This is a genomic window from Paraburkholderia sp. GAS33, assembly GCF_050436645.1.
GTDB lineage: Bacteria > Pseudomonadota > Gammaproteobacteria > Burkholderiales > Burkholderiaceae > Paraburkholderia > Paraburkholderia phenazinium_B.
Map to the genome: position 1 here is coordinate 249,273 of NZ_JBNDMP010000004.1, position 13,558 is coordinate 262,830.

At 60.5% G+C, this 13,558-nt stretch carries 9 protein-coding genes; 3 read left to right on the plus strand and 6 right to left on the minus strand.

Going from position 1 to position 13,558, the window contains the following annotated elements:
* The first annotated feature begins 156 nt into the window (after window positions 1-156).
* Window positions 157-1,857: a ShlB/FhaC/HecB family hemolysin secretion/activation protein gene (locus P3T24_RS14765; RefSeq protein WP_429435598.1), complete on the plus strand. Its 1,701-nt coding sequence runs from the start codon at window positions 157-159 to the stop codon at window positions 1,855-1,857.
* A 206-nt stretch (window positions 1,858-2,063) separates the two neighbouring features.
* Entirely contained in the window at window positions 2,064-2,549 is a 486-nt protein-coding gene (locus tag P3T24_RS14770; RefSeq protein WP_074264972.1) for a DUF2147 domain-containing protein, read from the plus strand.
* Between the two features lie 144 nt (window positions 2,550-2,693).
* Here P3T24_RS14770 and P3T24_RS14775 read toward each other — a convergent pair whose 3' ends face one another.
* The 6 genes from P3T24_RS14775 to typA form a co-directional block, all read right to left on the minus strand.
* On the minus strand, window positions 2,694-3,149 hold the full coding sequence (locus P3T24_RS14775; RefSeq protein ID WP_074264973.1) for a transposase: 456 nt from the start codon (window positions 3,147-3,149) through the stop codon (window positions 2,694-2,696).
* Between the two features lie 204 nt (window positions 3,150-3,353).
* A complete protein-coding gene (gene zapE / locus P3T24_RS14780; protein ID WP_074264974.1) occupies window positions 3,354-4,451 on the minus strand; it encodes a cell division protein ZapE in 1,098 nt (365 codons plus the stop codon).
* A gap of 92 nt (window positions 4,452-4,543) precedes the next feature.
* Complete coding sequence (lpdA, locus tag P3T24_RS14785) at window positions 4,544-5,974, minus strand: dihydrolipoyl dehydrogenase (RefSeq protein WP_074264975.1); 1,431 nt, start codon at window positions 5,972-5,974, stop codon at window positions 4,544-4,546.
* Window positions 5,975-6,125: 151 nt separating this feature from the next.
* The gene (gene odhB, locus P3T24_RS14790; protein ID WP_074264976.1) at window positions 6,126-7,412 is read right to left on the minus strand and encodes a 2-oxoglutarate dehydrogenase complex dihydrolipoyllysine-residue succinyltransferase; all 1,287 of its coding nucleotides are present in this window, start codon (window positions 7,410-7,412) and stop codon (window positions 6,126-6,128) included.
* 123 nt (window positions 7,413-7,535) lie between these two features.
* The gene (locus P3T24_RS14795) at window positions 7,536-10,397 is read right to left on the minus strand and encodes a 2-oxoglutarate dehydrogenase E1 component (RefSeq protein ID WP_074264977.1); all 2,862 of its coding nucleotides are present in this window, start codon (window positions 10,395-10,397) and stop codon (window positions 7,536-7,538) included.
* 404 nt (window positions 10,398-10,801) lie between these two features.
* Window positions 10,802-12,628: a translational GTPase TypA gene (typA, locus tag P3T24_RS14800; protein WP_429407493.1), complete on the minus strand. Its 1,827-nt coding sequence runs from the start codon at window positions 12,626-12,628 to the stop codon at window positions 10,802-10,804.
* Between the two features lie 386 nt (window positions 12,629-13,014).
* Here typA and P3T24_RS14805 point away from each other — a divergent pair, with 386 nt between their 5' ends.
* Window positions 13,015-13,536: a MarR family winged helix-turn-helix transcriptional regulator gene (locus tag P3T24_RS14805; protein WP_429407495.1), complete on the plus strand. Its 522-nt coding sequence runs from the start codon at window positions 13,015-13,017 to the stop codon at window positions 13,534-13,536.
* The last annotated feature ends 22 nt before the right edge of the window (window positions 13,537-13,558 follow it).

The following is a 13,558-nucleotide window of genomic DNA, read 5'->3' on the forward strand; positions in this document are numbered from 1 at the left end:
GCAGTTCGCATGAGTCACGTGCTCCGCATCGCACGGAGCACGTGGCATAACACGCGCAGGCATGGCAGTATGCGCGAAGCAACACACAGGCGTCCACGATCAGCCAGGCCAGGCAGTGGGTTCGCTCAATAAGAAAGACATACGAGGGAAGATCCGATGAAACTCGGGTACAGCAGATGGACACTCCTGCTCGCGGTCATGGCCGCGAGCGCGGTGCAGGCGCAATCACGCCCGGCAGTCGGCAGCAACCCCGTGGGGGGTAATCCGATGGAGTCGATACCGCAAATCAACGCGCCCGACAAAGGGCCCAACGTCACGTTGCAGGTGCAACAGCAGGCGCCGCAATTGCAGGCGTTGCTCGCAACCCGCCTGACGCCCACCAAGTTTCAGGTCGAAGGCGTGAAATCGATTTCGTTCGACGAAGTCGCGCAACGCTTCACTCCGCTCGTCGGCAAGGACATCACCATCGGCGATCTGATCCAGGTTGCCGACGGCGTCACCAAGCTGTATCAGGCGCGCGGCTACGCGTTGTCGTTCGCTTTCGTGCCGGCGCAGACTTTCGAAAACGGCGTGGTGCGCGTGACGGTCGTGGAAGGTTATGTGTCGGAGGTGAAGATCACCGGCAATCCTGGCAACGAGGAAGACAAGATCCGCGCGATCGCGGAACACATCCGCGCCGACCGGCCTTTGCGGCACGCCACGTTCGAGCGCTACATCAATGTGCTGGGCCTGCTGCCGGGCATCAAGGTCGCCGCCAACGTACCGGCCCCGCAGAATACCGACGGCGCCACCACGCTCGAGCTGAAAGTCGAGCACCACCCGGTCAACGTCAGTACCGGCATCGCCACCACTCAACCCGGCGTACAGGGGCTGCTGACTGCGACCGAGAACGGCCTGACCTCGCTTGGCGAGCAATTGAGCGTCTCGGCGCTGCTGCCCAAAGGCCCCAACAATGTGACTTACCTCGCCGCTCATCTTGCGGTGCCGATCGGCAGCGACGGCCTGACGGGGAAGATCGATGCAACGCATTACCGCGGCAATCCGACGGACAATCCCGGCCTGCCCGGCTACGTGCAGCGCACCGTGATCAACGACAAGATCGGCGGCTCGCTCTCCTATCCGCTGCTGCTGAGCAACAGTCAGAGCTTGATGGGCACCGTATCGACGTACGCGTCGCACGACGAAGACGACTATCACAACACGATCAACGGCGCGCAGATCGGGCTGCGCTCGCAAATCCGCGTACTGCAGTTGCAGGCCGACTACACAAGCGTGGCGACAGGCCAGGTGCGCAAGGCGAGCGTCAATGTCGGGCAGGCGTTCAACATCCTGGGCGCCTCGAAGGCTGGTGACTCGAACATACCGGGGCTGGTGGAAACCAATCCCGTGTCGCTGACCTTTACGCGCTTCGGCGCGAGCTTCTCGCAAACCAATGAATGGCCGCTCAAGATCGGTACGGCGGTGGCGATGACAAGCCAGTACAGTCCCGACTCGCTGCCCACGTCGGAACAGATCTCGTTTGGCGCGCAGCATTTCGCGCAAGGCTACGAGCCGGGTGAAGCATCGGGAGATTCAGGCTGGGGAGCATCGGTCGAGATCAATCGTGGCTTCACGCCAGGCTTCACCTATCTGCAGTCGTTCACGCCGTATATATCGTTCGACATGGCGCGTGTGTATCTGCATTCGGGCACGCCGTCGCCGTCGAAGCTCTCGTCGGTCTCGTTCGGCTTCCGCATCTCCGATTCAAAGTACTACACGCTCGACCTCTCGGTGGGCAAGGCGCTCGGCGATGCTCCAGTGGAAAGCCCGTCGCGCAGCCCGCGTATCAACGCCACGTTCTCGTATTCGCTGAATTGAGCGATGCGGCGATTCAGGGTTTAGCGGGTGCACTTGGCGGGCCTGAGCCGCCGTTTTAATTAGAGGGTCCACTATCAAACGGCGGGCGCACTTTCACGTATTCTGCGCTGACCAGGACCGAAGCAATCAGCAGGCATCTTGCCGCCTGCCCTGTCAATAACGCCGCGCGACCACGATCGCGCCGACTTTTATCAAGGAGGAAGACAATGACGCTATTCACCCAACGCACTCGCACCATCGTGACGCGCACCGCCAGACACGCAGCCCTCGCCGGCGTGCTGCTCGCCAGCGCCGTCACCGCAATGGCGCAAGCCGACAGTCCGATCGGCACGTGGCAAACCATCGACGATCACACGGGCCAGCCTAAAGCGCTCGTACAGATCACCCAGGAAAGCGACGGTGCGCTGGATGGCAAAGTCATCAAGGGACTCGGCCCGAACGATCAGCCCGATCGCCGCTGCACAGCGTGCACGGATGATCGCAAAGACCAGTTGATTCTCGGCATGACGATCATCCACGACATGAAGAAAGTTGATGACGGCTGGGACGGCGGTCAGATTCTCGACCCCGAAAACGGCAAGGTCTACAAGTGCAAGATGCACCTGGAAGACGGTGGACAGAAACTGGTGGTGCGGGGATATATTGGCGTGTCGCTGCTGGGCCGCTCGCAAACCTGGATTCGCCAGCAATAAGGCTTATCAGGTCACTGCAAGCGAGGCAAGCGAACGCGCCACACCGCCATGCACTCAAACTTCGCAGTCCAATGAAAAAACCGGCCGACGATCTTTTCGTGCGGCCGGTTTTTTTGATTAAGCAGATTCAATTGGTTGGACTCGTCATGCAGCGCGCTTGTAGGATCCTGCGATACCGAATACCGAAGGCAGCGCCGGTTGAGAGCCTGCCTGACCGTAGAGCGCGGGGCGTGCCGGCACCATAGGTACCGCTTCGGCACGTGCAGCCTTTTCTTCGGGGCTCACGTGGATACGCATCCGCGTCTCCATCATGCTGCACAACTCACCGGCCGCTTCGCCGAACAACTCGTCCATCACACGCTTGAGGACGCCTGATTCATGCCAGGCCTTAAAACGGCGGTGGCACGTTTGATACGACGGGTATTTGCGCGGCATGGCGGACCAGGTGGCGCCGCTGTACATCACCCACAACACGCCATTCAGCACGGAGCGCGTGTTGGCGAGCGGGCGGCCACGCAGTTCGGAGCGCGGGCGCAGTTCGGGAAGCAACGGTGTCACACGTTGCCATTCTTCATCGTTGATATCGCGGTAGGGTGTCATGGATCTCTCCTTCGTCAAAATCTATGACTAAGAAGATATCCGCTCGCCTCTGGACGGAATATAAGACCAATCCGAATCTTGAAAATACGACTCGGGGCCGCCGGGGAAGTCGGCCGGCAGAGCACGCTCTATCGGAAATACAGCGCGCGTCTGTAGGAACCGGCGCCGAATCTTAAGAATCGCTGGGGTGTGTTCAGGTATCGCTCAGGTCAGCGATGTATCGACAATCCGGCGCGGCGCATCGAGATATTCCTTCGACTGCATCTCGACGATACGAGAGACCGTGCGGGCAAATTCGTTAGCCATCGGGCCATCCGTGTACAACTGCTCGGGCGCTACCGCGGCGGACATCAGCAGCTTGACCTTGTGGTCGTAGAACACGTCGATCAGCCACGTGAAGCGCCGCGCTTCCGAGGCCATGCGCGCGCTCATCTGCGGTACGCCCGAGAGGATTACCGCGTGAAAGCGGCTCGCCAGTTCCAGATAGTCGTTCTGTGAACGCGGACCGCCGCAGAGCGTTGCAAAGTCGAACCAGACCACACCATCTGCACGTCGCAACGCTTTGAGCTCGCGCTTTTCGATGCGCAGAATCGGGCTTTCGTCGGGCACGGCGGCCAGACGCGCGAAAGCGTCGCGCAGCGCCTTGTCCGAGGCCGCGCCTAGCGGCGTGTGATACACCTCGACCTGGGCCAGGGTACGCTGCCGGTAGTCGACGCCCGCGTCGACGTTGATCACATCGAGCTTGGCTTTAATCAGTTCGATCGCGGGCAGCATGCGGTCTCGATGCAAGCCGTCCGGATACAGCAGATCTGGGTCGTAGTTGGACGTCATCACGAACTGCACGCGGTTCTCGAACAGCTTGTCGAGCAGACGGTACAGGATCATCGCGTCAGCGATGTCGGAGACGTGGAATTCGTCGAAACAGATCAGGCGGTAGCGCTTGCCGATGCGGCGCGCCAGTTCGTCGAGCGGATCGGCCTGGCCTTTCAGCTCCTCGAGTTCACGGTGCACTTCGCGCATGAACTCGTGAAAGTGCAAACGCGTCTTGCGCTGCACCGGCACGACCGTAAAAAAGCTGTCCATCAGGAAGCTCTTGCCGCGCCCCACCCCGCCCCACATATAGACGCCGCGCGGCAGATCAGGGTGAATCAGCAGTTTCGTGAAAGCGTTCGAGCGGCGTGACTTGTACTCGACCCACTCTTCGTAGCACCGCTGCAGACGGTCCACGGCCGCGCGTTGCGCCGGGTCCGATTGATAACCCCGGGTCTGCAGTTCTTTTTCGTAGTATTCGGTGACGTTCATTTTCTGGCTGCAAAAAAGAAGGCGGGAGGGATTGAACCCGCCCGCCTTCGTCGTGATGCAAAGGTGCTGCGATCAGTCAGGCGTGCGCGTGATTACATGTTCAGCGCGCGCTTGTCGACGGCCAATGCCGCTTCGCGCATTACTTCGGACAACGACGGGTGCGGATGGCAAATGCGGCCGATGTCTTCCGACGCCGCCTTGAATTCCATCGCCACCACGGCTTCCGCGATCAGGTCCGATGCGTTGGCCGAGATGATGTGCACGCCGAGCAGTTCGTCGGTCTTCGCGTCGGCGATCATCTTGACGAAACCATCCGCCTTGTTGATGCCAAGCGCGCGGCCGTTGGCCATGAACGGGAACTGGCCGGTCTTGATCTCGCGGCCTTCCGCCTTCAGCGCCTGTTCCGTCTTGCCGACCCACGCGATTTCCGGTTCGGTGTAGATCACCCACGGAATGCAGTTGTAGTCGATATGCGGCTTCTGACCGTCGATAATCTCGGCCACCAGCACACCTTCGTCTTCAGCCTTGTGCGCGAGCATCGGGCCACGCACCACGTCGCCGATCGCGTAGACGTTCGGCACTGCGGTTGCGCAGTGATCGTCCACGTCGATGAAACCACGTTCGTTGGCCTTCAGGCCGATCGCTTCGAGACCGAGGTTGTCGGTGTTCGGCACGCGGCCGATCGACACGATCAGGCGGTCCGCTTCCAGCTTCTGCGCGTTGCCGTCCTTGTCCGTGTAGTTCAGCGTGACGCTGTTATCAGTCGTCGTGACTTCGCCGACCTTCACGCCCACGTGAATATCCAGACCTTGCTTCTTGAACTGCTTGGCCGCTTCCTTCGCGAGTGCCTGGTCAGCCGCGCCGAGGAATTCCGGCAGCGCTTCGAGCACCGTTACGTCAGAACCCAGACGACGCCACACCGAACCCAATTCCAGACCGATCACGCCGGCGCCGATTACGGCCAGCTTCTTCGGCACGGAGTCGAAGCTCAACGCGCCTTCATTGTCGGCGACGATCTTGTTGTCGACCGGGATGTTCGGCAGATGACGCGCCTTCGAACCCGTAGCGATGATCACGTTCTTGGCCGTGACCGTTTCCGTCTCGCCTTCGCCGCTCACTTCGATCTGCACGCCAGCGTCCGTCTTGCCGGTGAACTTGCCATGGCCCTTCAGCCAGGTGATCTTGTTCTTGCGGAACAGGAATTCGATGCCCTTGGTCATCTTCTCGACGATGCCTTCCTTGCGGGCCAGCATCTTCGTGATATCGACCGAGACGTTTTCCACGCTGATACCGTGGTCCGCGAGGTGATGCGATGCGTTTTCAAACTCTTCCGACGACGCGAGCAGCGCCTTCGACGGAATACAACCCACGTTCAGGCACGTGCCGCCGAGCTTCAGCGCGCCGGCCGGGTTCTTCCACTTCTCGATACAGGCCACGCTCTTGCCGAGCTGCGCAGCGCGGATAGCTGCGATATAGCCGCCGGGACCGGCACCGATCACGACGACGTCAAATTCTTTGGACATGACAATCCTTTTGATGACGGGACGACGCGCTGCCACGCTTCGAGGCGCGCGCGTTCCAGTACTGCGGAATGCTAAAGACGTGCTGCTTGCGCTTTACTTATATGGCGCCGGCTTGCGCGATCACAAGCCGGCGCCCAGGCCGTCGCGCTGCTTACAGGTCGAGCAGCAGGCGCGCCGGGTCTTCCAGCGCATCCTTCATGGCGACCAGTGACAGCACTGCTTCGCGGCCGTCGATGATGCGGTGGTCGTACGACAGCGCCAGGTAGTTCATCGGGCGGATCACGATCTGGCCGTTTTCGACCACAGCGCGTTCCTTGGTGGCGTGCACGCCCAGAATTGCTGACTGCGGCGGATTGATAATCGGCGTCGAGAGCATCGAGCCGAACACACCGCCGTTCGAGATCGAGAACGTACCACCGGTCATTTCTTCGATCGACAGCTTGCCGTCCTTCGCCTTCTGGCCGAATTCCGCAATCTTCTTTTCGATGTCGGCGAGGCTCAGCTGATCTGCGTTGCGCAGGATCGGCACCACCAGGCCGCGCGGCGAACCGACCGCGATACCGATGTCGAAGTAGCCGTGATAGACGATGTCGTTACCGTCGATCGACGCGTTCACCAGCGGGAACTTCTTCAGCGCGTGAACCGCCGCCTTCACGAAGAACGACATGAAGCCGAGCTTCACGCCATGTTCCTTCTCGAAGCGGTCCTTGTACTTGTTGCGCAGGTCCATCACCGGCGCCATGTTCACTTCGTTGAACGTCGTGAGGATGGCGTTGGTTTGCTGCGACTCGAGCAGACGCTCGGCGATACGCGCACGCAGACGCGACATCGGCACGCGCTGTTCCGGGCGATCCTTGAGCCATGCTTCGGCGGAGGCCGGAGCCTTCACATCCGGCAGCGACGGCTTGGCAGCCTTCGGTGCAGCGGCCGGAGCCGGTGCCGGGGCGGCCTTGGCAGCCGGAGCGCCAGCGGTCAGGACATCCCCCTTGGTGATGCGGCCGTCGCGGCCCGTGCCCGACACGTCGCCTGCGCCAAGACCCTTCTCTGCCATCAGCTTGCCGGCGGCCGGCGATGCTGCGGTGTTTGCACCCGTTGCGGATGCAGCTTGAGCGGCCGGAGCGGGCGCTGCGGCGGGAGCCGGTGCGGCTTGCGGAGCCGGCTTCACTTCTGCTTCGACGGCAGCGGCGCCAGCCTTGCCTTCCGTGTCGATCTTCGCGATCACCTGATCCGCGGTGACGGTATCGCCGTCGTTGGCGATGACCTGTGCGAGCACGCCAGCCGAGGGGGCCGGCACTTCCAGCACGACCTTGTCGGTCTCGATTTCGATGAGGATCTCGTCTTGCGCGACAGCCTCGCCGGGTTTCTTCTTCCACTGCAGCATGGTGGCTTCCGAAACCGACTCCGAAAGCTGGGGAACTTTGACTTCTACAATAGCCATTATGATTTTCCTGAATACGTATCTGGTGACAACGAACCGTCTGCGAACCCTGTTCTGCGGCGTATCAGCCGTCAGATGCGGCGCGGGAAAGCGCACTGCGCTTCCCCGGTTCGGTTCAATAAGTTATTTAGCGATCGACGCGCTCTTCAGACGGCCGAATGCACCTTCGACCAGCGCCTTCTGCTGCTCGTAATGCTTCGCGTAGTACCCAACTGCAGGCGATGCCGAAGCCGGACGGCCGCTGTACGCCAGCTTCTGTCCGTCCTTCATGCCTTCCTTCAGGTGATGCTCGATGTAGAACCACGGGCCTTGATTCTGCGGCTCGTCCTGCACCCAGACCACTTCGGTCGCATTGTCGTACTTCTTCATTTCCGCTTCGAACTGCTTGTGCGCGAACGGATAGAGCTGTTCGATACGGATGATCGCGACGTCGTTTGCCTTCGCTTCGCGGCGATGAGCGAGCAGGTCGTAGTACACGCGGCCCGAGCAGACCACGACGCGCTTGACCTTCTTCGCTTCGATGGCTTCGTCGATTTCGCCGAGGATCGGCTGGAACGCACCCTTCGCCAGTTCGGACAGGTCCGACACGGCTTCCTTGTGACGCAGCAGCGACTTCGGCGTAGCGACGATCAGCGGCTTGCGGAACAGGCGGATCATCTGACGGCGCAGCAGGTGGAAAATCTGCGCCGGCGTGGTCGGCTGAACGACCTGCATGTTGTGGTCTGCGCACAGTTGCAGGAAACGTTCGATACGGGTCGACGAGTGCTCCGGACCCTGGCCTTCGTAGCCGTGCGGCAGCAGCATCGTGAGACCGGAAACACGGCCCCACTTCACTTCGCCCGACGAGATGAACTGGTCGATCACGACTTGCGCGCCGTTCACGAAGTCGCCGAACTGCGCTTCCCATGCGACGAAAGTGTTCGGTTCAGCGGTCGAATAACCGTATTCGAAGCCGAGCACCGCTTCTTCCGACAGCACCGAGTCGATCACCGTGAACTTCGCCTGACCTTCGGCGATGTTCTGCAGCGGCACGTACGTGCCGTCGTTCCAGCGTTCGCGATTCTGATCGTGCAGCACCGCATGACGGTGCGTGAACGTGCCGCGGCCCGAGTCCTGACCGGTCAGGCGCACGGCATAGCCCGATGCGACCAGCGACGCGAAGGCCAGGTGTTCGCCCATGCCCCAGTCGAGCTTCGCTTCGCCACGGCCCATCGCGCGACGGTCGTTGATGACGCGTTCGACGAGCGGGTGAACCTTGAAGTTTTCCGGCACCGTGGTGATGCGCTCAGCGAGGCGCTTCAGTTCAGCCAGCGGCACTGCGGTATCCGCTGCGTCGGTCCACTTGCGATTCAGGAACGGCACCCAGTCCACCGCGTACTTGCTCTTGTAGTTCGAGAGCACCGGGTCGACCGTGTGATGACCTTCGTCCATCGCCTTGCGGTAGGCCTTGACGAATTCGTCGGCTTCTTCCGCGGTGATCACGCCTTGCTGCACGAGCTTTTCAGCGTACAGCGCGCGCGTGCCCGGGTGCTTCGCAATCGTCTTGTACATCAGCGGCTGGGTGACGGCCGGCGTGTCCTGCTCGTTGTGGCCCAGCTTGCGGAAGCAGACGATGTCGACCACGACGTCTTTATGGAACTGCATCCGGAAGTCGATGGCGATCTGCGTAGCCAGAACCACCGCTTCGGGATCGTCACCGTTCACGTGCAGCACCGGTGCTTCGATCATCTTGACGACGTCCGAGCAGTAGAGCGTCGAGCGCGAGTCGCGCGGATCCGACGTGGTGAAGCCGATCTGGTTGTTGATGACGATGTGCAGCGTGCCGTGCGTGCCGTAACCACGCGTTTGCGCGAGGTTCAGCGTTTCCATCACGACGCCCTGACCTGCGAAAGCCGCGTCGCCGTGAATCTGCACCGGCAGCACTTGCAGGCCGCTGTCGTCGCCGCGACGGTCCATCCGGGCCTTGGCCGAGCCTTCGACCACCGGGTTGACGATTTCAAGGTGCGACGGGTTGAACGCGAGCGAGAGGTGAACCGGGCCGCCTTCGGTCGAAACGTCCGACGAGAAGCCCTTGTGGTACTTGACGTCGCCGGCCGGCAGATCGTCGACGTGCTTGCCTTCGAACTCGGCAAACAGGTCAGCCGGCATCTTGCCGAGCGTATTGACCAGCACGTTCAGACGGCCGCGGTGGGCCATGCCGATGACGATTTCCTGCACGCCGCGGGCACCGCCGTGACGCACGACTTCGTCCATCGAGGCGATAAAGCTTTCGCCGCCTTCGAGCGAGAAACGCTTCTGGCCGACGTACTTGGTGTGCAGGAAGCGCTCGAGGCCTTCAGAGGCGGTCAAGCGATTCAGAATGTGTTTCTTCTTCTCATTGGAGAAGTTCGGCGTCGAACGGATCGATTCGAGCTTTTCTTTCCACCAGCGCTTCTGTTCCGGATCGCTGAGGTACATGTACTCGGCGCCGATCGTGCCGCAGTACGTATCGCGCAATGCCTTGACGATCTCACGCAGCGACGCGCGTTCAAACCCGAAGTACAGGTTAGTTGCGCTGAACTCCTGGTCCATGTCGGCTTCAGTGAAGTCGTAGAACGCGGGTTCAAGTTCGGGGATCGCGGGACGTTCGCGGCGCTTCAGCGGGTCGAGGTTGGCCCATTGCGTGCCGAGGAAGCGGTATGCGCCGATGAGGGACTGCACGTAGACTTGCTTGCGCGCGGTAGCGAGGTCTTCGCCGCCAGTTGCGGTGCGCGGGATGAAGGCGTTCGCCTTGGCCCGTTGTGCAAATGATTCGACGATCGGGCCATGGGCCACGTCGTTGGCATTGCTGCCATCCGATGCAGGAACGTTCTGCAACGCGTCGAAATACACACGCCAGTTCTCGGGCACTGACGCCGGATTATCGAGATACGCTTCGTACATTTCTTCTACGTACGGAGCATTGCCGCCGAACAGATAGGAGTTCGACTGGAATTGCTTCATCATTTTTACGCTCACCTTTCTTCGAGTTTCTCGAGAAATAGCGGGTTACCGAAACCTTCCGCGACACGGCCTGACCGTTTGGCGGATTGCGCGAATCAAGTCTTGCTTGGAAGGACCTTAACTTGCATCCGCGGAAGCATATCACATAACAGATACTGCAGATAGCAGACGCACTGGCGCAGAACCCTTTCCTGACGGGCTTTTGCGGACATTTTCGGGATACACAACAGTGTCCTGCAATTTGGCGTAACCACAAACAACACTTGATCGCGCCATAAACGGCAAAAGCCACCCGAGGGTGGCTTTTGCATTGCATCAATTGACCGACTATTGATCTGCTATTGGCCGGCATTAGCCGGCATTGACCCGCTATTGCCAGGCCAACACGGGCCGTCGGCCCTTCTGCTTTAGTCCACTGCGCCCTTACGGCTGGCGCTGCGGCGCTCGTGTTCCTTCAGGTAACGCTTGCGCAGACGAATGGATTGCGGCGTGACTTCGACCAGTTCGTCGTCGTCGATGAATTCCACCGCGTATTCCAGCGACATCTGGATCGGCGGCACGAGGCGCACGGCTTCGTCGGTGCCCGACGAACGCACGTTGGTCAACTGCTTGCCCTTGATCGGGTTGACGACCAGGTCGTTGTCGCGGCTGTGAATGCCGATGATCATGCCTTCATACAGCGGCTCACCCGGCGACACGAACATGCGGCCGCGATCCTGCAGCTTCCACAGTGCGTAAGCAACCGCAGCACCGTCGTCCTGCGAAATCAGCACGCCATTGCGACGCTCGCCGACACCGCCTTCCTTGACCGGCTGATACGAATCGAACGTATGGCTCATCAGGCCCGTGCCGCGCGTAAGTGTCAGGAATTCGCCCTGGAAGCCAATCAGACCACGCGCCGAAATGCGGTACTCGAGACGCGTACGGCCACGGCCGTCCGACGCCATGTCGAGCATTTCGCCCTTGCGGCGGCCCAGTTCTTCCATCACGCCACCCTGGTGGGCATCTTCCATGTCGACGGTCAGGTTTTCGTACGGCTCGTGCTTCACGCCGTCCACTTCCGTCATAACCACGCGCGGACGCGACACGGCGAGTTCGTAACCTTCACGACGCATGTTTTCCACGAGAATGGTCAGGTGCAGTTCGCCGCGACCCATCACTTCGAACGTTGTTTCGTCGCCGGTTTCATTCACGCGCAACGCCACGTTGTGGTTCAGTTCCTTGAACAGACGATCGCGAATCTGACGGCTCGTCACAAACTTGCCTTCACGGCCAGCCAGCGGCGACGAATTGACGAGGAAGTTCATCGTCAGCGTCGGCTCGTCGACCGTGATCATCGGCAGCGCTTCCGGTTGTTCCGGCGAGCAGATGGTCACGCCAATGCCGATTTCTTCGATACCGTTGATCAGCACGATGTCGCCGGCTTCAGCCGACTCCACCTGCACGCGCTCAAGACCCTTGAACGACAGCACCTGGTTGATCTTGCGGTTCAGGATCGCGCCGTCCGGACCCGAGCGCACGGCAACCTGCATACCCGGCTTGATACGGCCACGCGTGATGCGGCCCACACCGATACGGCCCACGTACGACGAATAGTCGAGCGACGTGATCTGCAGTTGCAGCGGACCTTCCGGATCGGCCGGGCGAACCGGAACGTGTTCCAGCACGGCATCGAACAGCGGGCGCATGTCGCCCGAACGCACGTCCGGGGTCAAACCGGCATAACCATTGAGACCCGACGCATAGACGATCGGGAAATCGAGCTGCTCATCTGTTGCGCCAAGCTTGTCGAACAGATCGAACGTCTGGTTGATCACCCAGTCGATCCGCGCGCCCGGACGGTCAACCTTGTTGACCACCACGATCGGCTTGAGGCCGAGCGCCAGCGCCTTCTTCGTGACGAAGCGCGTTTGCGGCATCGGACCTTCCACGGCATCGACCAGCAGCAGCACCGAGTCGACCATCGACAGCACGCGCTCCACTTCACCGCCGAAGTCGGCGTGGCCCGGCGTGTCGACGATGTTGATGTGGGTGCCTTCGTACTCGACCGCGCAGTTCTTCGAGAGGATCGTGATGCCACGTTCCTTTTCGATGTCGTTCGAGTCCATCACACGCTCGACCATCTGCTGGTTGTCGCGGAAAGTGGCGGTCTGACGGAGGAGCTGGTCGACGAGCGTAGTCTTGCCGTGGTCGACGTGGGCAATAATGGCGATGTTGCGTAGGGCGCGGGTCATAGGAACCTGGGGACAGTTGAGTGCGCCAGCAGCAGCATTGTGTACAAAGCCAACAAAGCCCAAAGCGCACTTTTGGGAACCCAAAATTATAGCACGCGCAAGTTAAGGTTTTCTGGTATTCCCTTAGTTGCAACGCGCGCATGCGCCGTCCGACTTCCATGCCGCCGACGGCCGGCCTCATATTTCCTTACATCGCATTTCGCGAATCGCGCAGCCGCAACGCCTTGCTCGACGGCCCTCGCGCGCAAGATTCTCCTCCACTACCGCCGATCTTTAAAGCGCTTGAGACGCCAGAGATCGTTGCCTAAGCTGTAATAACGCTTGCCGGGTCAATTAACGACAATTTATAATCCTGCATAGTCAACCATTGCAGTCGCATGAGAATCATGACCGATCAGATCCCCACGCCGCCGCCGGAAATCAGTTCCTATCAGCTCGGCGAAAGCGTCGGCTACCTGATTTCCCGCGTGAGATCGACCATGTCGAACGAGATCACGCAACGCACGATGGCCGAACTCGGCATCACCAGCCAGCAAGGCAGCATCCTGTTCATGGTGGCCAGCGGCAAGTGTCTGCTGGCGGCGGAACTGGCCCGCGAATACGGCATCGATGCAAGCGCAGTCACGCGTCTGGTCGACCGGCTCGAAAAACGTGGCCTGCTCACCCGGGTTCGCAGCAGTGAAGACCGGCGCGTCGTGCGGCTCGCGCTAACACCGGAAGGCCAAAGCGTGGCCGCCCGCATGCCGGCGATTTTCAACAGCGTCGTGGATGGCTTTCTGGCTGGCTTTACGGCCGAGGAAGTCGGTTTCCTGAAGAGCATGCTGCGCCGCGTGCTGATCAATAGCGGTTGTGATCTAACGGGCATAACCCGTGACGTAGCAAGCAATTCTGACGTCAAATCGTCATAAGCTGCTTGCACTGTCCATCATT